Raw genomic sequence first — 26,526 nt, 5'->3', positions numbered from 1 at the left:
TTATACCTCCGCAGCTAAGCCGTATTCTTTTGCCTGTTCCAAATTTACTGTCACTAATTTTGAGGTTCCCGGTTCAGGCATGGTTACACCTAAAAGATCAGTCGCCATCATCATTGCAAGTTTGTTATGGGTAATATAAATAAATTGCACTTGTTCAGAAAGCTCTTTGACTAAATTACAAAAACGTCCCACATTGGCATCGTCCAGCGGTGCATCCACTTCGTCCAATACACAGAATGGTGCCGGATTTAGGCGAAAAATTGCAAAGACCAGTGCTAATGCGGTTAAAGCCTTTTCACCACCAGAAAGCAATGCCAGTGAGCTGTTGCGCTTGCCCGGTGGGCGAGCCATCAGTTTTACACCCGATTGCCATCCATCTTCAAGACTTAAACTCGCTTCACCGCCCTCAAATACTTTCGGGAACAGGTTTTGTAGCTCGGCATTGACCTGATCAAAGGTATTCATAAACAGCTTGCGGGTTTCCTGATCAATACTTTTCATTGCTGCCTGCAGCTGTTCAACGGTATTTTCCAGGTCCTGAATCTGATGGCTGAGTTCGTCATAGCGTTTCGAAACTTCTTCATACTCTTCAGAAGCTGCCAGATTCACTGCACCCAGTTTATCGAATTGAGCCTGTGCTTTTTCCAGTTTGGCCTGATGTGCTTTTACATCAATATTCAGCCCTGAAATTACTTCACTATTCAATTCTTTCAGTTGTTCTGAATAATGCTGTAAATCGGATTTTGCTGCCTGCCAGGCCAGACGTTTCGCTTCCAGTTCAGTACGCAATTGTTCATCTTGCTGTTGGAAAGTATGGCGCTGCTCAGTCAGATGCTGCTGCTTGCTCTGGATCTGATTCAGCTCGATCTGCCAGTCTGCCCAGGTCTTTTGCAGTTTTTCCGTAATCAGCGCCTGTTCATTAAACTGGCTCTGTAAAGCTGGCAATTCCAGCTGTACCGGATCAACAAACTTTTTAGCTTGCTCTATTTGCGCAATAATCTGCTGATATTGTTCTTTTAAAAACAGCTGGTCTTTTTCTAGCAGTTCAGCCTGCTGCTGGCTTTGTACTGTTTGACGGCGCAGTACTTCTAATTCCTGCTGCGCCTGCTGAGTGGCTAGCTGTGAGTCTTCAAGTTGAGCATTAAGTTCTTCCAGCTGAAATTGCAAGGTCTTGTAATTGGGCAGTGCCTGTTCCAGTTTCAGATTTAGTGCATGCAGATCAATTTCCAGATCATCTTTCTGCATCGCATCTTCTTCCAGCTGCTCATCCAGTTGCTGTAACTGGTTCTGCAGTTGCTGTTTTTGTACCGCAAAGGCCTGTGTCGCACTTTGGACTTTGGCAATGTTCAGATCAAGCTGTTGTAACTGCTCTTGTGCCTGCTTCTGCTGCTCATTGATGCTCTGAATCTGGCTTTGCAAAGCTTTTACTTGAGCAGTGAGTTCAGGAAGCTGTTGCTCTAAATCTGCGAATTTCGGTTCAAGCTGAGTCAGTTGCTGCTCAATTTCATCCAGACGAATAAGATGACTCAGTGCCCCTTGTCCCGCCTGACTGTCTTCATCATAGTCCAAGGCAATTACCCAATCTGGGCCGACATGATAGCCATCCAGACTTAAGATCGACTGACCTGCTCTCAGCTGAGTTTGTAAACCAAGTGCCTGTTTAAAGTTCTCAGCTACGGCCACCTGTTGCCAGAGTGAATATTGAGGCGCTTCAATCCAGTCTGCTAAACAAGGGAGTTCAGCGATCTGAATATTATCCTGGGTCGTCTGAGCTTTGAGCTGGCGTGCACTATTTTCCAGAAAATGCTCATTTTCTTCTAATACTTGTGCAGAAAGCCATTTCGCCAGGAACTTTTCAATCAGGCTGGCATGAGTTTTGGCCTGTGGATTCAGCTTCAACACCTGCATTAACTGCACCGCATCCGCTTTGGCGTTTGGATTGGCTTTGGTCAGTAACTGGCTCAGGTTTTTCCGTTCTGAATGCAGTACCTGAATTTCTGATTTCATCTGTATGAGCAATTGCTGCTGACCTGCCCGTTCTGCCTGTAGCTGCTCAAGCTCAGTTTTCAGTGTTTTGAGCTGAGTCTCAAAGCCAGTGATTTGCTGTTCAGTTTCAGCTCTATCAGCCTGATACTGTTCCAGCTCATCTTGCTGCGCCTGCTGCTGAATTTGTGCTGCCTGCTGTTGCAAGGTTTCTTTTTGCTGTTCAATCCGGACAATATTTTTAGCCAGCTGTTCACTTTGCGCCAGCATTTGCTGTTTACGTTGTTGCTGTTGCTCAACCTGGGTTTTAATTTGAGCAAACTGGGCAGCAATTGTGCCTTGCTGGGATTTCAGATCAGTCAGACCCTGGTTTTGTTCCTGACTTTGACCTTCCTGCTGCTGCAATTGTGCAGTCTGATCTTCGAGTTGTTGATGCAGGGTGTCCAGTTGCAATTCAATCAGCTGTAAACGTTCTTTGGTTTGCGCTTTTTGTTCTTCCAGCTTGACCAGACTGGTCGAGTTCTGCTGCAATAAGGACTGCTTTTGCTGCAAGGTCATTTCCAGTTCGCTGAGCTTTTTCTCAGCCTGTTGCCATTCAGTTTGTAGCGGTGTGGACTGTTGAATCAGGCGCTGAAACAATTCACTGGTGGCTCCCAGATCATGCTCAACAGTGGTCAATTCAGAACGTACCAGCTTAAAATTCTCGCCCAGTGTATTCATCTGCACAGTATACTCTTCTTGCAAACGCTGGCTTTGCTCACACTGAAATGACAGGATTTCGATCTTGATGGTACGGATCTGGCCTTCCAGTTCCTTATATTGAATCGCAGTTTCTGACTGGCGTTTTAAGGTTTTAAGCTGAGACTTTAACTCTGAGGCAATATCTTCCAGACGCGACATGTTCTGCGTCGTGTGATCCAGATGCAGCATGGTCTCGCGGCGACGTGCCTGATAACGGGAAACACCGGCAGCTTCTTCAATAAAGACTCGCATTTCTTCCGGCTTGGCATCCACCAGACGGTTAATCATGCCCTGTTCAATAATCGCATAAGAACGCGGCCCCAGACCGGTCCCCAGAAAAATATCGGTAATATCACGACGTCGGCATTTGGTGCCATTCAGGAAATATTCAGACTTGCCATCACGGTTAACCTGACGACGTACTGCCAGCTCATTATAGGCATTATACGCACCGCCCAGCTTGCCATAGGTATTATCAAAGCGCAGTTCTACACTGGCGATGCCCACCGGTTTGCGCTTGGCTGTTCCGGTAAAAATCACATCCTGCATGCTGCCACCACGTAGTTGGCGCGCACTGGACTCACCCATTACCCAGCGTATGGCATCAATCACATTTGATTTACCACAACCATTGGGTCCCACCACTGCAGTCCGGTTATCCTTGAAGTGTAAGGTGGTACTGTCTGCAAAAGATTTGAAGCCTGAAAGTTTTAAACTGCTTAAACGCATAGTGTCCTGATTTAACGTCGTGAGCGTCTGGCCCACGCGAGTTCAATTTGTTTCATCCGTGTCAGAGATTCCAACACAAGGTTGCGCAAGTGTCGACAAAAATCTTCCATAAATAACGTCGCCTGATGGGATTTACGAATTAAAATCGCTTCCGTCACCAGTTTAAATAATTCAAAAGATTCCTGTAGCTCACGTCTTGAAATATTCAGGGTCAGAAAATAGCTACGGCGTAAAGATGGCAGCAGTTCCTGATAGTAGCGCATCAGGTAAAGATTACCGACCATCTCCTGTTGCTGGGCCATTCCCTGAAAGATCAAATCATAAAACTTTTCGGTATGGCCTTGGCGGGTTTCGGCTTCCAATTGTTCTAATAATAGCTGAATGCGCTCTGCCTCATGACTGCGCCAGGTCTCTGCCATACGATGTACCATCTGCCCCAGCAATAAAGAGGTCAGGTCAAACAGGGCACGAACCTGCATGGCCGACATTTCCGAGACAATAGCGCCGCGACGCGGGAAGATTTCAATCAACTGGGTACGTTCAAGCAAGAGCAAGGCTTCTCGGACTGATCCCCGACTGACGTCAAGCTCCGATGCAATTCTGAGTTCCTGGATGCGTTCGCCTTCAACCAGTTCACCCCGGATAATCTGTTCACTGATATGCTTGGCAATCTGTTCAGACAAACTGTGTGCTTCTTGTTGTTGCATACTGTTCCTGTCTTATTTTTATTGATGCAAGTGCAGTCATTCTGGATGACTTTTCAGTTATTAAACGGCTTTTTTGCAGAAAATACTTTGACATTGTCAGACAATCTTGTGTCTATACAGCCAACCCAGTCAAAGAAAAAGGAGAATAGTGACCTATTCTCCTCAAAAAATTTAGCTGATAAAAAATGAGTAGTTCAGGCAGTAAAGCCTTGATAGATAAAATACAGACCAACTGTAGTCAGTAAGGCCGCAAAACATTTTTTTAATAGAACTGGTGATAATAAATGCGCCACTTTTGCACCAAATTTTGCAGTAATAAAACTCATCACACTAATACCAATAAATGCATAAATATGAATATAACCAATCGTATTTGGCACTTCGACTTCAGCTTTCTGACCAAACCAGATGAAACCTAAGGCACCGGCCACCGCGATCGGCAAACCGCAGGCAGCAGAAGTGGCTACCGCTTTCTGGATGACGACACCACAACGATTCAGGAAAGGCACAGTCAAACTGCCGCCACCGATCCCGAATATGGCCGATGCCACGCCAATGCCGCCACCCGCTGCCAGCTGTAATGCGGCTGAAGGCAATTTCTGATTCGGATCAACCTGATAATGTGCGCCTCTAAACATTCTGAATGCAATCCAGACTGCAAAGAAGCCAATCAGCAATTGCAGACCTTGGCCCGATAAATAATCTGCAATTCCAGCTCCTAAGAATGAGCCAATGACCAGGCCGGGTGCCAAATTACGCACTACCTCCCATAACACAGCCCCTCTCTGATGATGTGCCATCACCGAACTAATTGAGGTCACAATAATCGTGGCCAGAGAAGTTCCGACTGCCATATGCATAATCACGCTTGGATCGTACTGGAGCTGGATAAAAACAATGTACAGGATTGGCACGATAATCAGGCCACCACCAACGCCAAACAGGCCTGCGGCAAATCCTGCAATTGCACCAATCAATAAATATATGATTAACTCCATAACGACATTTACCACGTTTAGATTCAAATGGATGTAGAAACTCGCGAACTGCAGCAACGTTTAAGTCAAGCAGGCCAACTCCCTGAAGTGCTGCTGATCAAGCCCATTACCACATCGACCAATGACGATGTCCGGGAACTAGCAACCAAAGGGGTACAACAGGTACTGGTGTGTAGCCGCGTGCAAACCCAAGGACGTGGACAGCGTCAACGTCAGTGGATTTCTCCTGAGGGGAACATCTATTTAAGCACATTGCTGCATACACAAAAAGCAATCGATGGTCGTCTGGCGCTGGAAATTGCATTAAATATCCTGCAAATGCCAAGTCTAAAAGGACTGGACTTGCAGGTAAAATGGCCCAATGACCTGTACAGCCTGCAAGGGAAATGGGGCGGCATTCTGATTGAACCGATTTCGACCCAACAGGTGGTGGTCGGCGTCGGGATCAATATCAGTCCACTCACGGAAAGCGTTCCAGACCAGCAGGTGACTTCTCTGACTGAATTGGGACTACAGCATGCTTCACGCGTGGATCTGATTGCCGAGTTGTATCTGGCTATTCAGCAAGCGGGTGAATGGTTTAATTATGGCAGTCAGAATCTGCCGGCACGGTTTAACCAATATACCGCATTTTTCCAGCAAACAGTTGAATTTACCGATATTCAAGGCCAATATTCCGGAACTTTCCTCGGCATTCAGGATGATGGTGCCGTTATTATCGAAACGGATGCAGGGACACAAACATTTTATCAGGGGCAACTCCGTCTCAAAAACGGCGGCTGAACAGGCATCATTCAATGAAAAAACTATGGTTGGATATCGGCAATACACGGCTCAAATACTGGATTACGGAGCAGAACCAGATCATTGAACATGCCGCGGAAATGCATTTGCAATCCCCTGCCGACTTACTTCTTGGCTTGATTCAGCACTTTAAGAGTTTAGGCTTGCATCAGGTCGGAATTTCTTCAGTACTGGACAAAGCGAATAATGTCCGTATTCAATCGATTTTGACCTGCCTGAACATTCCTGTAGTTTTTGCCACGGTACAGGCACGCTATGCCGGTTTGATCTGTGGCTATGATGATCCTTCACAGCTTGGGATTGACCGCTGGTTGCAGGTGCTGGCCGTTGCCAAGTCAGCCGACCAAAACTACTGTGTCATCAGCTGCGGGACTGCCCTGACCATTGATCTAGCCCAAGGTCAAAAACATCTCGGCGGTTATATCCTGCCGAATCTGTATTTACAACGCGATTCCCTGATCCAGAATACCAAAGGCATTAAAATCCCAGATGCAGCTTTCGAGGAACTCAGTGCTGGACGCAATACCATTGATGCCGTGCATCATGGCATTTTATTCGGTCTGCTCAGCACCATTGAAAAAGTACTGCAAGATTTTCCGGCACAGCTGATCCTGACTGGTGGAGATGCTGCACTCTTTGCCCAGCATCTCGAACGGTTTCAGCCCGTGATTGAACCAGACTTATTACTTAAAGGCCTGCAGCATTTTGCAGATCATTTGCCAGACACAGTTTGAGGAGCTCGAGTAACTTTGAAAAATCTGCATAGCCATCCAGCTTGTTAAAGTGCCCTGCATTTTTGATTTCAAAAATCTGTGCATTCAGGCTATGGCCCAAACGCAGTGAAATCGGTGCAGGTACATAAGGATCATTGCTGGAAAGCAGCATTACAAAGCGTTTGGCACCATGTGATAGATTGTTCAGATCTAACTTTACTGCCTGCACCATTTTATTCAGTTCTGACCAAGCCACCAGTGGTGTATCAAAAGCTGCGACTAACATGAGCCCGCCAATTTTCAATTGTGTACGGCTATAGTGTTCTTCAAGAAACTTTAGAGCACTTAAGCCACCCAAGCCATGCGCAACAATGAAACTATGCTCATCCAGAGGCGGAATCTGCAGTTTCAGGTTGTGCTGCCATTCTTCCAGATCAGGTTGAAAAGGGTTGGCCAGCATGATCCGTTTGGCCTCGAACCCTGCGTCTTTGATCTGCCGGCTTAACCACGGATACCAGTGGTCATTTGAGGTCGCCTGATAATCAGGCACGATATAGACTTTCTTCGTTATATTTTTCATAGCATTGTACTTATTATATTAAGAGCAAAATGCTCCGACAAAAGTTAAGTTTTTAATTATTTATTAGCGGATGAAATTCAATATTCCTTATTCAACTTCATCCTGCCATCATTGAACCAATCTATTCATCATCCTCCCTATTCAGTGGAAGATTGGATCAGATAAGGCTGAATCACTCGCCAGACTTCCGGCAGTTCAGTACAGCCCTGTGAATTAATGAAATGCCCTTGATGCTCAGCACAGACTACGATTGCATCCAGACTTTCCGCCTGCTCCAGGCTAAAGTCAGGCTGAACCCGATCGTCACCTTCCGAATAAATCACCACACGTTCATCAATCTGACGTTTCAGTAACTCAAAATCCACTTCAGCCGCGTCAATGAAAGGATTAACTTCTTCCAGACGTCCCAGTCTGCCATTAAAACCGGCCACCAAAACCAGTTGCCTGATTCTCTGATTTTTTAATTCGCGACTTAAATAATGTAATGCAGCCAGACAACCCAGACTATGCGCAATAAAAATACTATTTTCGTCAATCCCATCAATCTGTTCACGCATTTGCTGTTCCCAGACCTCCAGTTTTGGCGTAGTTGACGGGTCAAGTCTGAGTACTTTCAAGCTGACATGTTCCTGCTGGGCTTTTTCCTGAATCCATGGAAACCAGTTTTCTTCAGGACTTGCGGTATAGCCGTGCACCACAATCACTTGAGTCATTAGATACATCCTTCTGTATTATTTTATCTGTATTATTTTATTTCGAATGTTTTCGAGTCTGCCTGATTTTTCTGGAAATTTGGGTAAGCAAATGTTGTTTTGTTTAAACTGGATATAAAAGAAAATACAGACAATAAAAAAAGGCGCTATACGCGCCTTTCTTACTTAAAACAGTTATTTTTTGTCGTTGCCGCCGAACAGTGGACCCATACCACCGCCGCCACCAAACTGTTTTTGCAGACCGCTCAGTGATTTCATCATTTTTGCCATACCAGACGGATTGGCAAATTTCTTCATCATCTTCGCCATTTGCGCATGCTGCTTGATCAGCTTGTTGACTTCTGACACTTCCATACCGCAACCTGCTGCAATACGCTTTTTACGGCTTGGATTCATCAGGTCAGGGTTACGGCGTTCCTTAATGGTCATCGACTGAATAATCGCTTCCATTTTCTTCACTTGCTTTTCAGGATTCGCCTGCGCAATTGCGTCTTGAATACCTGAATTGCTCATGCCTGGAAGTTTGTCCAAGAAGCCCATCATGCCGCCCATCTTGTTCATCTGCTCGAATTGCATCAGCATATCTTCAAAGTTGAAGCTACCGCCTTTCTGCAATTTCTTCGCCATTTTCTCGGCTTTTTCTTTGTCGATTTTGCGTTCAACTTCTTCGACCAAAGAAAGGACGTCACCCATACCCAGAATACGCTGTGCCACACGTTCCGGATGGAAAGGTTCCAGCGCATCCAGTTTTTCGCCCATACCGAGGAACTTGATTGGCTTGCCAGTAATCGCACGAACAGACAGTGCTGCACCACCGCGCGCATCACCATCGGTTTTAGTCAGGATCACACCCGTCAAAGGAAGCGCATCGTTAAATGCTTTGGCTGTATTCGCCGCATCTTGACCAGTCATGGCATCGACCACGAACAGGGTTTCAGTCGGATTAATCGCTGCATGCAGCTCTTTAATTTCTTCCATCATGTCGTCATCGATATGCAGACGACCTGCGGTATCGACAATCAACACATCAGCAAACTGGATTTTTGCCTGTTCAATTGCACGATTGACGATGCTGATTGGCTTTTCAGTAGCACTCGATTCAAGGAAAATCGCGCCAACTTCGCCAGCCACTGTCTGTAACTGCTTGATCGCGGCCGGACGATAAACGTCGGCAGACACCATAGCCACTTTTTTCTTTTGACGTTCTTGCAGGAAGCGTGCAAGTTTGGCTGCAGTCGTGGTTTTACCCGCACCCTGCAAACCGGCAAGCAGTACCACCACCGGTGGTTTCGCTGCAAGGTCAAGGCTTTCATTGGCCTCGCCCATCATTTTGGTCAATTCGTCATAAACGATTTTGACGAAAGCTTGCCCTGGTGATAACTGAGTCATCACTTCCTGGCCTAATGCTTCTTCCTTAACTTTCGCGATAAATTCACGAGTTACAGGTAACGCAACGTCGGCTTCAAGAAGTGCCATACGTACTTCACGTAACGTATCTTTAATATTGTCTTCGGTTAGCTGCCCTGAGCCAGTAACATTTCTTAAACTCTGCGTGAGTCGTTCTGTTAAGGTATCAAACATTGCAAAATCCGCTTAAAATAGCCAGTAGCAAAAAATTGTTTCTTAAAATAGAAAATTTATGCATAGAATGCTATAGGATACTGTAGTTCGCACTGAATTTATATAAATGAATATTCATCACCCTTAAAAAGGTTTGACATGCTTAGCCTACCCTTGGTTTACACGATCTTAGCATTAATCGCTTATACCTCCTCTTTTTGGTATCTGTTCATTCATTTAATGGCTAAACGTACTCCAAATCAATGGTTTGTCGGCTTAACAGCTTTAGTCGGACTGGTACTCCATGCTTTGGTTTTATCAGGTGACATGTATACCCCGATGGGGATGAATTATGATGTATTTGCCTTACTTTCCTTTACTTCAGCGCTAATGTTGCTGCTAAGCATCATTTATAGTACCTATCGGCCGATTATTGCATTAAACCTGATTGGTATTCCCGTCGCTGCGACTGGCCTGATTCTCGGTTTCAGCTTTACCCAACCAGCGAAAGTTATTGCACAAAATTCCCTAGGTCTGGATATTCATATTATCCTATCCTTGTCCGCTTACGCTGTGTTATTGATGGCGACGATTCAGGCCGTGATTTTGCGGTTTCAGGACCGCGAACTGAAGAAAAAACAGAAACGTCGGGTTTGGGTGAATCTATTGCCGTCCTATCAGGATATGGAATCTTTATTGTTCGATATGCTGATGACTGGTTTCATTCTATTGACACTAGCATTGGGTTTCGGCTTCTTTACCATCGATAATTTCTTTGCCCAACATCTGGCCCATAAGACTGCCTTTAGTATTGTGTCCTGGCTGGTTTATGGTGCATTACTGATTGGACACTGGAAATTTGGCTGGCGTGGCCAGAAAGCAGTTCGTTTTACCCTGCTTGGGTTTGGTCTGCTGGCGCTCGGTTTTATCGGTTCCAAATTTGTACTGGAAATGCTGTTAAACAAATAAGCTGATTGATCTTTAATATTATAAAAAGCCCAGCTAAGACTGGGCTTTTTATTTAATTATCCTTTTCTTGATCTGGATTTATCCTTCCCACTCGTAGCGATAGCGGCCAGCTCACTACCCGGGGCAATTCTGGGTCTTCCCATTCTGACAATAAGGCATCTGCCAGTACATTCAGCGGATTATGTCCGAGTGCCTGGGTGGCTGCTTTTACGGCTGACCAAGTACTCATATAGCCTATCAGTTGGTAAAAATTCCATTCGACTTGTAATACCGGCAGCTGTACAGCAATTTCATGAAATGGGAATGGCAGATTTTTGTATCCTTCATCAACATGGCGGCGTTCAGGTGCCCAATAGGGCGCAATGGTCACTTCATAAAAATGTCTGAAATAATGATTCAGATGTTCTTCATCGACACTGAATACCCCATAACTAATAAGAGCCAGAATAGCATTGGGTTTTGCAATACGGCGAACTTCCGCATAGAACTTGTCCAGATCCAGCCAATGTGCAGCCTGTGCAACTGAAATCAGATCCACACTCTGGTCAACACATGGGATTTCTTCTGCTAAGGCCTGATGATATTGAATTTTCGGATGAGGTTGGGCCTGTGCGATTTGTTCACTACTCGCATCAATGGCAATCACCTGATCAAAATAATGTGCCAAAACCCCTGAAAACTGTCCTGAGCCACAGCCAACATCTAAAGCTACTTTCGTACTCGGTGCCAATTCTGCCAATATCTTTCCCAAAACATCCGGATAATGCGGGCGAAACAAGGCATAATCTTGGGACTGCTGGGAGAAATGGTCTTTAAATTCCCGACTTTCCATCTGCACTTTCCTGACCTGTTTTCTCACAGCTTAACTCGATCCGGAAAGGCGACAATAGTAATTTGGTTTCATTTCCAATAAGTTTAAAACTAAAAAATTAGCGTATTTTAATTATCTAAATTTTTTAAAAATCAGCTAGTTTAACTATTTTGCTTGATTTGATAATCCGCTTTAAAGTTCTGATAACTACGTCGCTCTGCGGAATTTTCGGTTAAAGCTTCTACTTCCTGCATGGTATTCAGGCAACGTGTAGTGAGCTGGATATATTGCTCGGTGCCATGGCTTTTCCAGGCAATTTCTTTTTCTTCTAAAGGACGGATGACTTTTGCCGGACTGCCAAGTACCAGATTATTTGCTGGCACTTTGAATTTAGCCTTAACTGTACTGTTGGCCCCAACAATGACATTCTCCCCGATTTCGGCCTCATCCAGAATTACACTGTTCATACCGATCAAGGCATTTTTTCGTACCACGCAGCCATGCAGAATGGCACCATGACCAACATGGCCATATTCTTCAACCAAGGTCACACTGTCCGGAAATCCATGAATGGTACAGGAATCCTGTACATTGGCATTTTTCTGGATATGAATCCGGCCAAAATCGGCACGCAACGAAGCGAACGGACCAATATAAACTCCGGCTTCAATGATCACATCACCGATCAGCACAGCCGTAGGATGGACATAAGCTTTAGGGCTGACGACAGGAATAACCCCATCAATCGCATAACATGGCATAGACTCCTCCTTGAGCTACTAGGTTCATGATCTTTTAAATATTAAAAAGTCAATTCCGGCTGCTTTAAGCCACCAAAACGTTTATAAAATTGTGGATGTGCAGGTGGCATAAAACCTTCCGCTGTCCGGGCAGTCTCCAGGAAAAACTCATCTCCTGCTGCAAATACTGCCTGATATAGATTGGTACTCAGGTTGCGCGCAATCAGTGACAACCAGTCTGTTGGCAACAGTTCAAATGGCAGATTCGGGTCTTTCAGTAAAATACGGCGATATTGATGGATCAGCAGGATACGAATCTGAAAGGCTTGTACTGGATCCAGTTCCTCTTCATTTTCCACCAGATAGAAAAACTCGCGGAAATCGCTAATAAATTTTTCATAACGCTGATGCAGTTCCGGGATTGGCCAGTTAGTATCAACCATGCGTTTAATGGTTGGATAAGATTCCTGCCAAAGCTGTAAAGTTTCAGCATGAAACACTACGACCTGATCGGTCATCTTGTTATTCAGTAACAGGTTTTGCAGTTTCTGCTGATCACACCCCGGATAGGCCATGACATTGGTCGCGATATTGGCAAAGCCTAACCATTCCAGTTCTTTTTTTAGCGTTTGTTTATTTTCTAGTTCAACTGAACTGAGCAGAACCAGATCCCATTTCTGATCCCATTCATTATGCTGGAAACTATAAATTTTCTGGTCTGCGGTAATAAAACGCTGACGGCTGCTTTCGGTAATCCGGTAATAACTGGTGCGGCCAATCTTTTCTGAACTCAGCCAGCCATTTTGTACCAGACGGAATACGGCAGTACGCACAGAACGCTCATTGAAGCCAAATACATCCATCAGCTGAATCAGGCTGGCAAGACTAATGACTCCCCCACGGTGATAAATACTGTCACCAAAAATCGTCATTACCAATGAGGTTCCACTGAGGGTCTCATTCTGAATGAAATCATCAATTACTTGTTTTAATTTCGGATTCATTATGTTCAATTTACCTTGTCAAAGCCGGATGACAGACCTGAGCCTGTCATCCGGACGTATTTAAGCGGACTTTCGGATATCAAACACCCGCTGAGCCTTACCTTCAGAACGTGGCAAGCTACCTTCCGGTAAAACTTCCACACTGACACTAATCCCGACCATGGTCTTGATTTGTACTTTCAGCTGATTTGCCAATTGGCGTGTCATATTTATAGCATTATCTTTACGCATTTCGGTACGAATATGCAATGTATCCAGATGACCCTGCTTGCAGATCTGAATCTGATAATTTGGAATAAGCTGCGGAATATGCAGGATTTGCTCTTCAATTTGTGATGGGAACACATTCACACCACGAATAATCATCATGTCATCACTGCGACCGACAATCTTGTCCATACGACGCATGGTACGCGCTGTACCTGGCAATAAGCGTGTCAGATCACGAGTACGGTAACGAATTACCGGCATACCCTCTTTAGTAATGGTGGTAAATACCAGCTCTCCCAGCTCACCGTCAGGTAATACTTCACCAGTTTCCGGATGGATAATTTCAGGATAGAAGTGATCTTCCCAAATCGTTGGACCATCTTTGGATTCTAGACATTCCATCGCCACACCTGGTCCCATGACTTCAGAAAGGCCATAAATATCTAGCGCATCAATACCCAGTCGTTCTTCGATTTCACGACGCATTTCATTGGTCCATGGCTCTGCACCAAAGATCCCGGTCTTGATCGAACAATCCTTGGCAGTCCCGAATTTTTTCTCTAGACACTCAATAATATTCAGACAGTAAGATGGCGTGACCATTAAAGCCGTTGGCTTGAAATCATGAATCAGCTGGGCCTGCTTGTCAGTTTGGCCACCTGACATTGGGATTACGGTGGCGCCCAGACGTTCTACACCATAATGTGCCCCTAGACCGCCAGTAAATAGCCCATAGCCATAAGACACCTGAATCGTATCCTTATTGCTGAGTCCGGCTACACGTAACGAGCGTGCCACCACATCTGACCAAGTGTTAATGTCATTCTGGGTATAACCGACTACAGTCGGCTGACCTGTGGTCCCTGAAGAAGCATGTACACGGACAATCTGCTCCTGAGGCACAGCAAACATGCCAAATGGATAGTTTTCGCGCAGATCCTGCTTGGTGGTAAACGGGAATTTTGCCAGATCGTCCAGTGATTTCAGATCATCCGGATGGACACCGGCTTCATCAAACTTTTTCTTGTAAACCGTACTGTTCTGATAAGCATGCTGTAGTGTTTTTTTCATACGTTCCAATTGCAGGCCACGTAATTCATCTACTGAAGCGGTTTCAATTTGTTCCATTGCCTTGTTATTCATATTCTTGCTCCTGCTGCAGTCATCCTGACTGCTGATGATTTCTCTTTTGATTCAGTCCTTAAGCCACATTTTCCAGAATCAGTGCGACACCCTGTCCAACACCGACACACATGGTACAAAGGGCATATTTTCCTTGCTTACGTTGTAATTCTTTCATGGCGGTAATCACTAGTCGCGTACCGCTCATTCCGAGTGGATGGCCAAGGGCAATAGCACCACCGTTTGGATTGACTCGCGAATCATCATCCTGAAGGCCTAGCTCACGTAGCACTGCAAGCGCCTGTGCGGCAAAGGCTTCATTTAGTTCGATCACATCCATCTGTTCCAGACTTAAGTTTGTCTGTTTTAATACTTTCTGCACTGCGGGCACTGGACCGATACCCATATAACGTGGTTCTACTCCTGCACTGGCGATTCCTACCACCCGTGCTAGCGGTTTCAGCCCATATTGTTCTGCGAAATATTTATTACCCAGTAGCACACAGGCTGCACCGTCATTGACACCAGACGCATTACCCGCAGTTACCGAACCACCTTCCTTGCGAAATGGTGCTTTTAAAGAAGCCAATTTTTCTAAGGTAGTATTAGCACGTGGATGCTCATCTTCAGCAATCACCTGAGTAGAACCTTTAGCACCTTTGATTTCTACTGGCAGGATTTCTGCCTGAAAAATGCCATTCTGCTGTGCCTGTGCAGTTTTTTTCTGGCTGCGATAAGCAAACAAATCCTGATCTTCACGATTAATCTGATATTTTTCAGCTACGTTTTCTGCCGTTTCCGGCATGCTATCTACGCCGAAACCTGCCTTGAATTTTGGATTGATAAAACGCCAGCCAATGGTGGTGTCATAAATTTCCGGAGTACGGCTAAATGCTGTGGTGGGCTTGGATTGCACAAATGGTGCACGGCTCATGGATTCTACCCCACCGGCCACTACAAATTGCGCTTCACCCGATTTAATTGCACGTGCTGCCAGACCGACAGCATCCAGACCGGAAGCACAGAGACGATTTACAGTAATGGCAGGCACACTTTCCGGCAAACCCGCTAAAAGTGCTGCCATACGCGCGACATTACGATTATCTTCACCGGCCTGATTGGCACAGCCTAAAATCACCTCATCGATTTCTGCCCACGGCAGATTAGGATGCTGCTGTTTTAAATACTGGATCGATAAAGCAGCAAGGTCATCGGCACGAATACTACTCAAATCACCTGCATAACGACCAATTGGGGTACGAATACCGTCAAAAATATAAACATGTTCCATCGTTCTTGTTCCTTAGCTCGCCATCCCTTAGTCTGTTGGCGATCCTTGTTGCGCCTGTCCTAGCGCTGTCTAATTAATTAAATATATACCAGGATGTATCACTCTTCACCAAAAATACGATACATATTTTTTAATATTTGTAAATTTGTGTCATATTAAATTCTATTTACTCACCCAAATCATTTATCTGAATAAACAAAATAAAAAACAAATTACATATCAATAGCTTGACTATAAAAATAGTGCATAAATCTATTTTTTAAGATTTCATTTACTATCAGGGTAATACTACATATAACATAGGACCTAGCTAACCATCAGACCAAATAGGTATCATATTCATACCTGTCAGGAATAATTCAACTCGACCAAGTTGCTAAGCGATAACTGAAGGGAAAAAATCGCACAACTTTGAGCCGAGTCAAATCCATCTCCGGCAGATTTAGCAGCCCTTATATTGTGGTGTTCGTTTTTGCATAAAGGCCTGAACGCCCTCACGATAATCACTGGAACGGCCCGCCAGACGTTGCAGATCGCGCTCTAGAATCAGTTGCTCATCCAGATTATTGTCTGCGGCGGCATGAATCGCTTTTTTGATCAGAGATAGACCATAAGTCGGCTGAGTCGCCAGATGTGCAGCCATTTTTTCAGCTTCTGCTTTTAACTGATCATCTTCAACTACCTGCCAGATCATGCCGAGTTGCAGTGCACGTTCAGCCGAGATTTTGTCACCCAGCATCGCCAGACCCATCGCTTGGGCACGGCCAACCAGACGTGGCAGGAACCAGGTACCCCCTGAATCTGGCACCAGACCAAGACGGCAGAAAGCCTGAATAAATGAAGCAGATTTGGCAGCTACTACGATGTCACACGCTAATGCGATATTTGCACCTGCACCTGCTGCCACACCATTTACAGCACAGATGACTGGTTTCGGCATTTCAGTAATCAGTTTAATCAGCGGATTGTAGTATTTTTCAATCGATAGCCCCAGATCTGGCGCATTAGCATTTGGATCAACCACACGATCGTTCAGGTCCTGACCGGCGCAGAAACCACGACCTTCTGCAGAAATTACCACAGCGCGAATTGCTGAATCTTGCGCCCAGCGTTTTACGACAGAAGATACTTCCTGATGCATGGTTTCATTAAAACTGTTGAGCTGTTTTGGACGGTTAAAAGTCAGATAGCCCACTGCATTTTTTTCTTCGACAATAATTGTTTGGTAATCCATTGCACACCTTTTAAGTTTCTATTTCGTTCATGCATTTATCTGCATGGTGCTTAATTTAAAATCTTTACTCGTCGAAACTGAGACGAACATTTTGAGTGGTTGGACGCGCCTGGCAGCTCAGCACATAACCTTTCTGGATTTCTTCTTCTTCCAAGCTATAGTTGATCGCCATTTCCACTTCACCTTGCAGCACCTTACATTTACAGGTTGCGCATACCCCGCCCTTGCAGGCATAAGGCAGATCTGCACCAGCACGTAAAGCCGCATCCAGAATGCTGTCATCCTGCTTGGATACTTCAATGATCAGCTCACGACCATCCAGAACGATGTTGACCTTTTCCTCAGTACGGCTTTCGATCTGCTGTGTAGAGGCTTTTGGTGCAGTCCCGGTATTAAAGCGTTCGGTGTGAATTTTGCTACGTTCAATCCCGAGGGTTGGCAATACGGTTTCGACCGCATTCATCATTTCTTCAGGACCACAGGCAAAACAGTGATCGGTTTCTGCTGGAATCAGGCCTGCCTGAAACAGCTGCTGCAGTTTTTCTGCATCAATACGACCATTAAAAATCTCGCTGTCATTCAATTCTCGCGAGAAAATATTGATCAGCTGTAGACGCTCTTTAAAACGGTCTTTCAGATCCATGATCTGTTCAGAGAACATGGTCTGTTTCCAGGAACGGTTACCATAAACCAAGGTAAAAGTGGCATCTTTCTGACGGTTCAAAATTGCTTTGACAATAGACAGGATTGGCGTAATGCCACTGCCTGCAGCAAAGCCCAGATAGTGTTTGCCACCAGCCTTGGCCGCTTTCTGGAAAAACACGCCTTGTGGTGGCATCACTTCTAGTACATCGCCGACTTTCAGGTTTTCATTCGCCCAGGTCGAGAACTGGCCCTGATCAATTTTCTTGATCGCGATACTCATGTCTTCATCAGTATCACTACAGATCGAATAGCAACGGCGCAATTCTTCCTGTTCTGTCATGTGACGGATGGTCAGGTGTTGGCCCGGCTGATACTGAAAACTATCGGCATGTTCTGGACTCAGTTCAAAAGCAATGCAAATTGCCTGTTCAGTCTGAGGCTGAATCGATTTGATGGTTAACGGAATAAACTGGCTCATTTCAAAATCCTTCTTAAGCTGTGGCGATCTCACGCTTTATTGTTATGGCTTGTGCGCTTAAGCCCTTAAATACATTTAAAATAATCAAACGGCTCCAGGCATTCCTGACATTTGTACAGCGCCTTGCAAGCGGTTGAACTGAATTCACTGAGTAATCGGGTGTGCTGGCTATGACAATGTGGACACTGGATACCATCACTAAGTGCGACATGGGTACCGCAGCTGTTTGAACCACCTTTGGGTGGAGCAATACCGTATTGTTGCAGTTTCTGTTTGCCTTCCTCACTCATCCAGTCGGTGGTCCAGGCTTCTGACAGATCAACCACGACTTTGACCGGCGTCAGCTCATGTGCTGCAAATGCCTGGGTGATTTCCGCCTTAAGCAGATCGGTTGCCGGACAGCCACTGTAAGTAGGCGTCAATCGGACGATGATTTCATCCTGCGGGTTGATCTCCACCCCACGAATCATGCCCAGGTCAAGGACCGACAGGACCGGGATTTCCGGATCGGAAACCTGTGCTAGGACCTCCCAGCATTGGTCTTCTACATGTCTGATCAGGTTCATGCCACTCACTCCCTGTGATGTGTTGGATTTACCAGTTCATGCCTGGATAGCTGCGCTGCATATATTGCAGTTCCGCCAATACATAACCCAGATGTTCGGTATGAAGTCCCTGCTTAGCGCCATTACGGTAAGCACCGCTTTCTGGCAGGTTGAGTTCAAAACGTTGCAGCTCGGCAGATATAGTTTCCAGCCATTTCGGTTTCAGCAGCTCCAGATCAGGAATCAGGTGAGCATCTACCAGCTGACGTTCATCTGCAGTCAGGCTGAACAGCTCTTCAGTAAAACGCCATAGCTGGTTCAGACCATGCTGGATTTTTTCATGTGCTTCTGCAGTACCTAAGCTCAGGCGTTCCATCCATGAGGTTGAAAAACGCAAATGGTATTTCACCTCTTTCAGCGACTTGATGGCGAATGAAGAAATGTTTTCATTCCTGCTATTGCTGATTGTTGCAAACAGCAAAGCATGGTAATGATCCATCAACCACTGACGCACGATGGTTTGACCAAAATCACCATTTGGCTGTTCACTCAACAGCAAATTGCGGTATTCACGCTCGGTACGGAAATAAGCCAGTTTGTCTTCATCACGGCCCAGTCCTTCAATTTCACCGGCAAGACTCAGTGCTGTACGTGCCTGACCCAGTAAGTCCAAGCCGATATTTGCCAGTGCAATATCCAGTTCCAGCTCCGGTGTATGACCGCACCACTCTGCCAGACGGTGTGAAAGGATGAGCTGGCTGTCGCCAACATGCAGTAAAAATTGTGCTAATACCTGATTCGTCATTGCTCTGCCCTCCACCTTACATGTGCTCGATGCCATCTGGAATGTGATAGAAGGTCGGATGACGGTAGACCTTGTTCAGCGAAGGATCAAAAAACTCTGGTTTTTCATCTGGTTGAGATGAGGTAATCAATTCAGATTTCACTACCCAGATACTTATCCCTTCATTGCGGCGGGTATAGACATCACGGGCATTTTGCAGGGCAATTTCATCATCAGGAGCGCGCAGGCTGCCGACATGACGGTGGCTCAGACCCTGTTTGCTGCGAATAAATACTTCGTATAAAGACCAGTTATTCTTGTTCATTTTCATATCCTTGTGCTATTCCGTTGCCTTAAGCGATTTTTCGTTGATCTGACTGCTGTTGTTGCTTGCTGGCATAAATTGCTGCTGATTCACGCACCCATTTGCCCTCTTCCCAAGCCTTGCGACGTGCTTCGATACGTTCATGGTTACATGGACCTTTGCCTGCCAGTACATCAAAGAACTCATCCCAGTTCACTTCGCCAAATTCATAGTGGCCTGTTTCTTCATTAAACTTCAGATCTGGGTCCGGCACAGTCAGGCCAAGCTGCAATACTTGCGGTACGGTGTTGTCGACGAATTTCTGACGCAATGCATCATTACTGAATAATTTGATTTTCCACTGCATGCTTTGAGCACTGTTTGGAGAATTGCCATCACTTGGACCAAACATCATCAGTGCCGGCCACCAGAAACGGTTCACTGCATCCTGTGCCATCTGTTTCTGTTCTGGCGTACCTTGTGCCAATTGCATCATGGCCTCAAAGCCTTGACGCTGGTGGAAACTTTCTTCTTTACAGATACGCACCATGGCACGTGCATAAGGACCATAAGATGTACGACACAGTGCCACCTGATTGACGATTGCCGCCCCATCTACCAGCCAGCCAATCGCAGCCACATCTGCCCAGGTCAGGGTTGGATAGTTAAAAATGGATGAATATTTCATGCGGCCAGCAATTAACTTTTCCATCATGTCATCACGGTCTGCACCAAGCGTTTCTGCTGCACTGTAGAGGTACAGGCCATGTCCTGCTTCATCTTGCACTTTAGCCAGCAATACCGCTTTACGTTTCAAAGTCGGTGCGCGGGTAATCCAGTTACCTTCTGGCAGCATGCCAATCACTTCTGAATGCCCATGCTGGCCAATCTGGCGGATCAGGGTCTTTCTATAGGCATCCGGCATCCAGTCCTTCGCTTCAATAGAAATGTCCTGCTCTATCTTCTGATCGAATGTTTGTTGTTGCTTATTCATGTTTGTCTCACTTATCCCAAGTGCTGATACACTCAAATTAAAACGATACAAACATAAAATCAATACTATTTTTTGAGTATCATATATTTTTAAAAAGCATTTTAAACTAAGTTATTGTTTTTAATATTTTTAGATTTTTAATTACATGAAAGTTACTTTTTTGTTTGCGGATTATGATTGACATTTAAGCTTTTTGATTGCAATTTATGAAACATCAAAAGCAAAAATAAACTCAACAACGTATCATAAATGGAGTTATACAATGTTGGAACTGGACAGCACTACCCAGAGCACGGATCTTCAGGACGACACACAGGCGCATTATTCAACTAAAGTTAAAGTATTGAGTTCACTGGTTTTAGGTGGTGAACATAGCGCACAAAATGACTTGCGTACGGTCTATCATGCCATTAGTGGTGAAGCGATTTATCAGGTCAGCAGCCACGGCATCGACATGCATAACGTAGTGCAATATGCCAAACAGAAAGGTGCTGCCATTGCCCACTGGACTTTCCACCAGCGTGCCAATGCCCTGAAACAGGTGGCACAATATTTACTGGAACGTAAGGAAGATTATTACCGCCTGGCAGCCGCAACTGGCTGTACCCGTAAAGATGCCTGGATTGATATTGAAGGTGGGATCGGCACCCTGTTTGCCTATTCAAGTCTGGTTCGCCGTGAACTCAGCGATGAAACTGCACTGGTTGAAGATGCCTGGATTCCCCTATCCAAACAGGGCAGCTTTGGTGCCAAACATATCCTGAACCCAAAAGCCGGTGTAGCAGTGCATATCAATGCATTTAACTTCCCGATCTGGGGCATGCTGGAAAAAATTGCACCTACTCTACTAGCCGGTGTGCCATGTATTGTTAAACCGGCAACAGAAGGCGCAGAACTGACACATACAGTGGTTAAAGACATTTTAGCCAGTAATTTACTGCCAGAAGGTGCTCTGCAGCTGATCTGCGGACAGACTTACAACCTGTTTGATCACCTGAATGCACAGGATACAGTAACCTTCACAGGCTCGGCTGCTACCGGGCAGAAACTACGTGCACATCCACACCTGAATGCCCACTCCATTCCATTCAGCATGGAAGCCGATTCGGTGAACAGCGCCATCCTGACCCAGCAAGCCAACGATGAAACCATTGACTTGTTTGTGCGTGAAGTCTTCCGTGAAATGACGACCAAGGCCGGACAAAAATGTACTGCAATTCGTCGTGCCTTTGTGCCAGCAGCATTACTCGATACTGTACAGCAACGCCTGACTGAAAAACTACAGAAAGTAGTCATCGGTGATCCTGCACAGGACGGCGTAACCATGGGTGCTCTGGCCAGCGTTAAACAGAAGCATGATGTTGCTGCTAAGGTAGAACAACTGGCACAGGAAGCTGAAATCATCATGGGTAGCCACCTACGCCAGGATTTTAGCATCCAGGTCGCACACCCAGAAAAATCTGCTTTCTATCCACCAACAGTGCTGTTATGTAAAGATCCAGTTCAGGCCCAGCAGATTCACAATATCGAAGCCTTTGGCCCAGTAGTTACACTGATGCCGTATAGTGACTTGTCACAACTGGCAACATTAGTAGCTCGTGGTGAAGGAAGTCTGGTTGCTTCAATTGTGCGTAACCATGATGAAAATATTGAACAGCTACTCAGCAAGATCGCGCCTTGGCATGGTCGTGTGCATATTCTGGACCGTGAGAGCGCCAAGGAAAGTACCGGTCATGGTTCACCACTCCCATTGTTAGTGCATGGTGGTCCGGGGCGTGCTGGCGGTGGTGAGGAACTCGGCGGCCTGCGTGCAGTGAAACACTATATGCAGCGTACTGCTATTCAAGGCTCACCAAATGCGCTGACTCAGGTCGGTCATAGCTGGACCGCGGGTGCGGAGGTATTTGAAGACCGTGTGCATCCATTCAAGAAATCTTTCGACGAACTGCGGATCGGTGAGCGCCTGCTGACTGCACGCCGTACCATTACTGAAGCTGATATTGTCAACTTTGGTGGCTTGAGTGGTGATTATTTCTATGCACATATGGACAAGATTGCGGCTGCAGAATCCCTGTTCGGTGAACGCGTCGCGCATGGTTACTTCATTGTTTCTGCCGCTGCTGGCCTGTTTGTTGATGCCGCTCCGGGTCCTGTCATTGCTAACTACGGTATGGATAACCTGCGCTTTGTGGAACCAGTGAAAATTGGTGATACCATTCAGGTAGAACTGACCTGTAAACAGAAAACACCTAAGCCATTGCGTGATGAGCAGAAACCGCATGGTGTCGTGGTCTGGGACATCAAAGTGAAAAACCAACGCAATGAACTGGTCGCGACTTATGACATTCTGACCTTAGTAGAAAAAGCCGCTTAAGCACTATTTTCAGATACTTAAAGCAAAAGGGAATCCATTTGATTCCCTTTTTTATTTATTTAAAAATAATTGTATCTTTTTAATCCAGGCATATTGACGGCTGTGCAAATTACTCCTAGATTAGATTAATTGATACATTTGAAAAATAAAAATAATTAAATTTGTATCAAATAAACCAATCACTATAACTTGCACAGGATGTTGCATGATGAATGAAAAAACAATGGTCATAGACAAGGTTGACAATGACGTCCAACCACTCGATTCTCATCTAAAAATTACTACGCCTATCCCTGAACAGGTAGCTACAGAAATTCCACCAGCAGCTCCAGAACGTAGCAGCTACCAATGGTATGTGGTGATTATTTGTATGGTGGCCTATATTCTGTCTTTCGTAGACCGTCAGATTTTATCCCTGATGATTGAACCGATTAAGGCTGACCTAATGCTGAGTGATACCCAGTTCAGCCTGTTACAAGGGCTGGCCTTTTCTCTGTTCTATGCATTTATGGGCGTACCAATTGCCGCACTAGCCGATAAAAAATCCCGTGTGAAAATTATTTCGGTCGGGATCGCTTTCTGGAGTCTGGCAACTGCAGCCTGCGGCCTAAGCAAAAACTTTATCCAGATGTTCCTAGCTCGCCTCAGTGTCGGTGCAGGTGAAGCCGCACTTTCTCCTGCTTTTTACTCAATCGTGGCGGATCTGTTTCCTAAACATAAACTGGGCCGTGCGCTAGGCGTATATGCTATTGGCGCTTTTATCGGTTCAGGACTGGCGTTCCTAATCGGTGGTTATGTGATTGGTCTGCTCAAGGATGTCAGCTTCATTACTTTACCGGTAATTGGTGAGATCAAAACCTGGCAACTGACCTTTATGATTGTCGGTTTACCGGGTGTATTACTGGCCTTACTGATGATTCTGACCGTACGTGAACCAGAACGTAAAGGCCTCAAAATGGATGTGAATGGTGTAGCAGTTAAAGCATCTTTTAAGAATTCGATTGGTTTTATCAAAACCCATAAAAAAACTTTCTTCTGTCATTTTATTGGCTTCTCTTTCTACACCATGATGCTGTATTCCCTGCTCGGCTGGGCACCAGCCTACTACATGCGTCACTTTGGTCTAGATGCAAGCCAGACTGGATATATCCTTGGAAGTATTATTCTTGTCGCAAATACTTCAGGTGCTCTATTCTGTGGCTGGCTCATCGACTTCTTTTCTAAACGTGGCTATAGCGATGCAGCGATCCGTGCCGGTGCAATTGGCTGTGCTGCCCTGATCATTCCAAGTGTGCTGTTTACTCAGGTCAACAATATGCAGCTTTCATTCGCATTGATCTTTGTCGCGATGTTCTTCTCCACCTTCCCGATTCCGGCATCAGCCGCTGCTACCCAGATGCTGACACCGAACCAGTTGCGCTCTCAGGTATCAGCAAAATTCCTGCTAATTTCCAACCTGATTGCACTCGGTGTGGGTACAACTGCGGTGGCGCTGATTACTGACCGTTATTATGAAAATACCTTAATGGTGGGTAATTCGATTTCTATCGTCAATGCGATAGCCGGCCTAATTGGTGTATTCCTGCTGTATAAAGGCTGTCAGTATTATCGTGAAAGTATGAAAGTCGAAAAACTGGTCGATTAAGACAATCTTAGATTTTTAGGATTTAAATCCAGACCTTAAATCAGCCGATTTAAGGTTTTTTTATTTAGATAGCAAAAGTTCAATAAGTACTCATTCAGGATTAATCTTTTTCTGCAATTCATATGAAAATTAAACTGCCTGGACTTTCCCACCAAAAAGCCGTATAACACCGTTTTTCGAATTAACAGGTGTTGACCGTTGAAACTTGTTCTTGCACCCATGGAAGGCTTAACTGACCCGATTATGCGTGATGTACTGACATCCGTCGGGAGCTTCGACTGGTGTGTAACCGAGTTTATTCGTGTCACGGATTCGGTGCTGCCAGATCATATCTATCACACCTACTGCCCTGAACTGTTAAATGAGGGCAAAACTGCTACCGGTACGCCAGTGCATGTACAATTTCTGGGAAATAACCCGGAAATGCTGGCAGCCAATGCAGTGAAAGTCGCTGCTATGGGCGCGCCTGCAATTGACATGAATTTCGGCTGTCCAGCCAAAACCGTAAACCGTCACCGTGGTGGTTCAGTACTACTAGATGAACCTGAAGTCGTTTATGAATTGGTCAAAGCTGTTCGTGATGCAGTGCCCGCACATATCCCGGTTTCGGCGAAAATGCGTCTGGGTTATATGGATCGCAACTTCATGATGGAAAATGCGCATGCCATTGAAGATGCTGGAGCGGCCTGGGTCACTGTTCATGCGCGGACCAAGGCCGATGGCTATACTCCGCCAGCCTTTTGGGACCAACTGCAACCGATCCGTGAAGCCTTAAAAATTAATGTCATTGCCAATGGTGAAATCTGGACCAATGCCGATGCAAAGCAATGTCAGCTAGAATCAGGCTGTGAAGACCTGATGATTGGCCGTGGTGCAGTCACTACACCTGATCTGACCCAATGTATTCGCCAGAATTCTGATGAGCCGCTCATCACCTGGAATGAGCTGCTTGAACTGCAAATCCGTTTCCTGAATGGTTCCTATAAAAAGGAAATGAATATGGTCGGCCGTTACAAACAATGGCTGGGGATGATGTCCAAGCATTATCCTGAAGCCAAAGCACTCTGGGATGAGGTCAAACGGATTAAACAGCTGGTTGAAATTACTGAAAAGTTAAAAACCTCGAAAAATTAAGAAAAAAGCCTTTGAATGATTCAAAGGCTTTTCTGTTCGGATTGCCGCCTGTTTAAATTTGCGACATGTTCACGGTTGGTTTTCCAGGATTTTTCTAGTACTTCCTTCTCCAAACGAATCTGGATACGTTTAATCTTGGTATCAGAAATAACTCGCTGATTAAAGCTTTTTACATAATCTGTCCAACCTGCGCCTCGAAATACATAATTTGGCATTGGGGTTTTGAATACCGCATCTGGCATAAATACAATCACAGAATGCAGCTGGTCTGGCTCGATAATATCAGCCAGCAACTGCTCCAGAACTTTGATGTGCTTATAATTCTGATGAATCGGATTTTGAAATTTATAGCTATTTTTATAAAGTTTTTGCGTCCAAGTCTTTTGTCGCTCGCCACCAAAGATCCAGCCTTTATAGTTTTTGGTTTCAATCACAAACAGGCCATAAGGACTTAATAAAAGGTGATCAATTTGGGTTGTACCCCAGTCTCCATCCGGAAGAGTCAAATCATTTAATAATTGATACTCAGGGCCTTTCAGATAAAGTTTGACATGCGTGGCAACAGCGAATTCTCCCAGCTTCCCTTTTAAAAATGGTTTAAATAACTTAAATACGATTAAACCAATAAAAAGTAGAAGAACCCACCATAAACTGGACCAGAGTTGGCCTAAGATTTGTGTTGCGAACAGGTCCATATTTTAATTTTCATTAATT

At 45.3% G+C, this 26,526-nt stretch carries 24 protein-coding genes; 6 read left to right on the top strand and 18 right to left on the bottom strand.

Annotated elements, in window-relative coordinates:
* The 3 genes from smc to ACWM1W_RS03200 form a co-directional block, all read right to left on the bottom strand.
* Positions 1–3,453 carry a chromosome segregation protein SMC gene (gene smc / locus ACWM1W_RS03210; RefSeq protein WP_375725934.1) on the bottom strand — a complete coding sequence of 1,151 codons (3,453 nt, stop codon included), beginning with the start codon at positions 3,451–3,453 and terminating at the stop codon, positions 1–3.
* A gap of 11 nt (positions 3,454–3,464) precedes the next feature.
* Complete coding sequence (locus ACWM1W_RS03205; protein WP_005234246.1) at positions 3,465–4,160, bottom strand: GntR family transcriptional regulator; 696 nt, start codon at positions 4,158–4,160, stop codon at positions 3,465–3,467.
* 194 nt (positions 4,161–4,354) lie between these two features.
* Positions 4,355–5,158, bottom strand: coding sequence for a sulfite exporter TauE/SafE family protein (locus ACWM1W_RS03200; RefSeq protein ID WP_375725912.1), 804 nt, complete (start codon positions 5,156–5,158; stop codon positions 4,355–4,357).
* A 27-nt stretch (positions 5,159–5,185) separates the two neighbouring features.
* On the opposite strand from ACWM1W_RS03200, the gene ACWM1W_RS03195 reads away from it, so the two are divergent.
* Positions 5,186–5,941, top strand: a complete 756-nt coding sequence (locus ACWM1W_RS03195) for a biotin--[acetyl-CoA-carboxylase] ligase (protein ID WP_104426563.1) — start codon at positions 5,186–5,188, stop codon at positions 5,939–5,941.
* Positions 5,942–5,955: 14 nt separating this feature from the next.
* Complete coding sequence (locus tag ACWM1W_RS03190) at positions 5,956–6,696, top strand: type III pantothenate kinase (protein WP_375725911.1); 741 nt, start codon at positions 5,956–5,958, stop codon at positions 6,694–6,696.
* On the opposite strand, the gene ACWM1W_RS03185 is transcribed toward ACWM1W_RS03190, so the two are convergent.
* The 3 genes from ACWM1W_RS03185 to ffh form a co-directional block, all read right to left on the bottom strand.
* On the bottom strand, positions 6,650–7,255 hold the full coding sequence (locus ACWM1W_RS03185; RefSeq protein ID WP_034170643.1) for an RBBP9/YdeN family alpha/beta hydrolase: 606 nt from the start codon (positions 7,253–7,255) through the stop codon (positions 6,650–6,652). The genes ACWM1W_RS03190 and ACWM1W_RS03185 overlap by 47 nt on opposite strands.
* 137 nt (positions 7,256–7,392) lie before the next feature.
* The gene (locus tag ACWM1W_RS03180; protein ID WP_034170642.1) at positions 7,393–7,968 is read right to left on the bottom strand and encodes an RBBP9/YdeN family alpha/beta hydrolase; all 576 of its coding nucleotides are present in this window, start codon (positions 7,966–7,968) and stop codon (positions 7,393–7,395) included.
* A 174-nt stretch (positions 7,969–8,142) separates the two neighbouring features.
* Complete coding sequence (gene ffh / locus ACWM1W_RS03175) at positions 8,143–9,549, bottom strand: signal recognition particle protein (protein WP_004783356.1); 1,407 nt, start codon at positions 9,547–9,549, stop codon at positions 8,143–8,145.
* A gap of 138 nt (positions 9,550–9,687) precedes the next feature.
* Between ffh and ACWM1W_RS03170 the strand changes: the two genes are divergently transcribed.
* Complete coding sequence (locus ACWM1W_RS03170) at positions 9,688–10,497, top strand: cytochrome C assembly family protein (RefSeq protein ID WP_034170641.1); 810 nt, start codon at positions 9,688–9,690, stop codon at positions 10,495–10,497.
* A 52-nt stretch (positions 10,498–10,549) separates the two neighbouring features.
* On the opposite strand, the gene ACWM1W_RS03165 is transcribed toward ACWM1W_RS03170, so the two are convergent.
* From ACWM1W_RS03165 to paaA, 11 genes are all read right to left on the bottom strand, one after another.
* Positions 10,550–11,329 carry a class I SAM-dependent methyltransferase gene (locus ACWM1W_RS03165; RefSeq protein ID WP_034170640.1) on the bottom strand — a complete coding sequence of 260 codons (780 nt, stop codon included), beginning with the start codon at positions 11,327–11,329 and terminating at the stop codon, positions 10,550–10,552.
* A gap of 140 nt (positions 11,330–11,469) precedes the next feature.
* Positions 11,470–12,069 carry a carbonic anhydrase gene (locus ACWM1W_RS03160; protein ID WP_034170639.1) on the bottom strand — a complete coding sequence of 200 codons (600 nt, stop codon included), beginning with the start codon at positions 12,067–12,069 and terminating at the stop codon, positions 11,470–11,472.
* Between the two features lie 41 nt (positions 12,070–12,110).
* Positions 12,111–13,052 (bottom strand): phenylacetic acid degradation operon negative regulatory protein PaaX, encoded by a 942-nt coding sequence (paaX, locus tag ACWM1W_RS03155; protein WP_375725910.1) that lies wholly within the window; start codon positions 13,050–13,052, stop codon positions 12,111–12,113.
* 60 nt (positions 13,053–13,112) lie between these two features.
* Positions 13,113–14,405 (bottom strand): phenylacetate--CoA ligase PaaK, encoded by a 1,293-nt coding sequence (gene paaK / locus ACWM1W_RS03150; protein WP_034170637.1) that lies wholly within the window; start codon positions 14,403–14,405, stop codon positions 13,113–13,115.
* A gap of 58 nt (positions 14,406–14,463) precedes the next feature.
* Entirely contained in the window at positions 14,464–15,675 is a 1,212-nt protein-coding gene (gene pcaF, locus ACWM1W_RS03145; protein WP_034170636.1) for a 3-oxoadipyl-CoA thiolase, read from the bottom strand.
* Positions 15,676–16,117: 442 nt separating this feature from the next.
* Entirely contained in the window at positions 16,118–16,909 is a 792-nt protein-coding gene (gene paaG, locus ACWM1W_RS03140; protein ID WP_034170635.1) for a 2-(1,2-epoxy-1,2-dihydrophenyl)acetyl-CoA isomerase PaaG, read from the bottom strand.
* A 64-nt stretch (positions 16,910–16,973) separates the two neighbouring features.
* On the bottom strand, positions 16,974–18,032 hold the full coding sequence (gene paaE / locus ACWM1W_RS03135) for a 1,2-phenylacetyl-CoA epoxidase subunit PaaE (protein WP_375725909.1): 1,059 nt from the start codon (positions 18,030–18,032) through the stop codon (positions 16,974–16,976).
* 65 nt (positions 18,033–18,097) lie between these two features.
* The gene (gene paaD / locus ACWM1W_RS03130; RefSeq protein ID WP_034170633.1) at positions 18,098–18,598 is read right to left on the bottom strand and encodes a 1,2-phenylacetyl-CoA epoxidase subunit PaaD; all 501 of its coding nucleotides are present in this window, start codon (positions 18,596–18,598) and stop codon (positions 18,098–18,100) included.
* Between the two features lie 28 nt (positions 18,599–18,626).
* Positions 18,627–19,382 carry a 1,2-phenylacetyl-CoA epoxidase subunit PaaC gene (gene paaC / locus ACWM1W_RS03125; RefSeq protein ID WP_375725908.1) on the bottom strand — a complete coding sequence of 252 codons (756 nt, stop codon included), beginning with the start codon at positions 19,380–19,382 and terminating at the stop codon, positions 18,627–18,629.
* Between the two features lie 16 nt (positions 19,383–19,398).
* Positions 19,399–19,686, bottom strand: a complete 288-nt coding sequence (gene paaB, locus ACWM1W_RS03120) for a 1,2-phenylacetyl-CoA epoxidase subunit PaaB (protein ID WP_005234219.1) — start codon at positions 19,684–19,686, stop codon at positions 19,399–19,401.
* Between the two features lie 28 nt (positions 19,687–19,714).
* On the bottom strand, positions 19,715–20,659 hold the full coding sequence (gene paaA / locus ACWM1W_RS03115; RefSeq protein WP_375725907.1) for a 1,2-phenylacetyl-CoA epoxidase subunit PaaA: 945 nt from the start codon (positions 20,657–20,659) through the stop codon (positions 19,715–19,717).
* A 262-nt stretch (positions 20,660–20,921) separates the two neighbouring features.
* On the opposite strand from paaA, the gene paaZ reads away from it, so the two are divergent.
* The 3 genes from paaZ to ACWM1W_RS03100 all read left to right on the top strand — a co-directional run bounded on the left by paaZ (position 20,922) and on the right by ACWM1W_RS03100 (position 25,812).
* The gene (gene paaZ, locus ACWM1W_RS03110) at positions 20,922–23,033 is read left to right on the top strand and encodes a phenylacetic acid degradation bifunctional protein PaaZ (protein ID WP_375725906.1); all 2,112 of its coding nucleotides are present in this window, start codon (positions 20,922–20,924) and stop codon (positions 23,031–23,033) included.
* 205 nt (positions 23,034–23,238) lie between these two features.
* Positions 23,239–24,678 (top strand): spinster family MFS transporter, encoded by a 1,440-nt coding sequence (locus tag ACWM1W_RS03105; RefSeq protein ID WP_375725905.1) that lies wholly within the window; start codon positions 23,239–23,241, stop codon positions 24,676–24,678.
* A gap of 198 nt (positions 24,679–24,876) precedes the next feature.
* The gene (locus tag ACWM1W_RS03100) at positions 24,877–25,812 is read left to right on the top strand and encodes a tRNA dihydrouridine synthase (RefSeq protein WP_286964111.1); all 936 of its coding nucleotides are present in this window, start codon (positions 24,877–24,879) and stop codon (positions 25,810–25,812) included.
* 20 nt (positions 25,813–25,832) lie between these two features.
* Here ACWM1W_RS03100 and ACWM1W_RS03095 read toward each other — a convergent pair whose 3' ends face one another.
* The gene (locus ACWM1W_RS03095) at positions 25,833–26,507 is read right to left on the bottom strand and encodes a nuclease-related domain-containing protein (protein ID WP_034170627.1); all 675 of its coding nucleotides are present in this window, start codon (positions 26,505–26,507) and stop codon (positions 25,833–25,835) included.
* Between the last annotated feature and the right edge of the window lie 19 nt (positions 26,508–26,526).

Source organism: Acinetobacter sp. TW_SC_4, assembly GCF_054861205.1.
This window is presented reverse-complemented; position numbering and strand designations above follow the sequence as displayed.

What these genes read in the sequence shown, in the direction of transcription:
- smc (WP_375725934.1), bottom strand. Translation starts at nt 3,453, where the DNA reads ATGCGTTTAAGCAGTTTAAAACTTTCAGGCTTCAAATCTTTTGCAGAC.
- ACWM1W_RS03205 (WP_005234246.1), bottom strand. Translation starts at nt 4,160, where the DNA reads ATGCAACAACAAGAAGCACACAGTTTGTCTGAACAGATTGCCAAGCAT.
- ACWM1W_RS03200 (WP_375725912.1), bottom strand. Translation starts at nt 5,158, where the DNA reads ATGGAGTTAATCATATATTTATTGATTGGTGCAATTGCAGGATTTGCC.
- ACWM1W_RS03195 (WP_104426563.1), top strand. Translation starts at nt 5,186, where the DNA reads ATGGATGTAGAAACTCGCGAACTGCAGCAACGTTTAAGTCAAGCAGGC.
- ACWM1W_RS03190 (WP_375725911.1), top strand. Translation starts at nt 5,956, where the DNA reads ATGAAAAAACTATGGTTGGATATCGGCAATACACGGCTCAAATACTGG.
- ACWM1W_RS03185 (WP_034170643.1), bottom strand. Translation starts at nt 7,255, where the DNA reads ATGAAAAATATAACGAAGAAAGTCTATATCGTGCCTGATTATCAGGCG.
- ACWM1W_RS03180 (WP_034170642.1), bottom strand. Translation starts at nt 7,968, where the DNA reads ATGACTCAAGTGATTGTGGTGCACGGCTATACCGCAAGTCCTGAAGAA.
- ffh (WP_004783356.1), bottom strand. Translation starts at nt 9,549, where the DNA reads ATGTTTGATACCTTAACAGAACGACTCACGCAGAGTTTAAGAAATGTT.
- ACWM1W_RS03170 (WP_034170641.1), top strand. Translation starts at nt 9,688, where the DNA reads ATGCTTAGCCTACCCTTGGTTTACACGATCTTAGCATTAATCGCTTAT.
- ACWM1W_RS03165 (WP_034170640.1), bottom strand. Translation starts at nt 11,329, where the DNA reads ATGGAAAGTCGGGAATTTAAAGACCATTTCTCCCAGCAGTCCCAAGAT.
- ACWM1W_RS03160 (WP_034170639.1), bottom strand. Translation starts at nt 12,069, where the DNA reads ATGCCATGTTATGCGATTGATGGGGTTATTCCTGTCGTCAGCCCTAAA.
- paaX (WP_375725910.1), bottom strand. Translation starts at nt 13,052, where the DNA reads ATGAATCCGAAATTAAAACAAGTAATTGATGATTTCATTCAGAATGAG.
- paaK (WP_034170637.1), bottom strand. Translation starts at nt 14,405, where the DNA reads ATGAATAACAAGGCAATGGAACAAATTGAAACCGCTTCAGTAGATGAA.
- pcaF (WP_034170636.1), bottom strand. Translation starts at nt 15,675, where the DNA reads ATGGAACATGTTTATATTTTTGACGGTATTCGTACCCCAATTGGTCGT.
- paaG (WP_034170635.1), bottom strand. Translation starts at nt 16,909, where the DNA reads ATGGATTACCAAACAATTATTGTCGAAGAAAAAAATGCAGTGGGCTAT.
- paaE (WP_375725909.1), bottom strand. Translation starts at nt 18,032, where the DNA reads ATGAGCCAGTTTATTCCGTTAACCATCAAATCGATTCAGCCTCAGACT.
- paaD (WP_034170633.1), bottom strand. Translation starts at nt 18,598, where the DNA reads ATGAACCTGATCAGACATGTAGAAGACCAATGCTGGGAGGTCCTAGCA.
- paaC (WP_375725908.1), bottom strand. Translation starts at nt 19,382, where the DNA reads ATGACGAATCAGGTATTAGCACAATTTTTACTGCATGTTGGCGACAGC.
- paaB (WP_005234219.1), bottom strand. Translation starts at nt 19,686, where the DNA reads ATGAACAAGAATAACTGGTCTTTATACGAAGTATTTATTCGCAGCAAA.
- paaA (WP_375725907.1), bottom strand. Translation starts at nt 20,659, where the DNA reads ATGAATAAGCAACAACAAACATTCGATCAGAAGATAGAGCAGGACATT.
- paaZ (WP_375725906.1), top strand. Translation starts at nt 20,922, where the DNA reads ATGTTGGAACTGGACAGCACTACCCAGAGCACGGATCTTCAGGACGAC.
- ACWM1W_RS03105 (WP_375725905.1), top strand. Translation starts at nt 23,239, where the DNA reads ATGATGAATGAAAAAACAATGGTCATAGACAAGGTTGACAATGACGTC.
- ACWM1W_RS03095 (WP_034170627.1), bottom strand. Translation starts at nt 26,507, where the DNA reads ATGGACCTGTTCGCAACACAAATCTTAGGCCAACTCTGGTCCAGTTTA.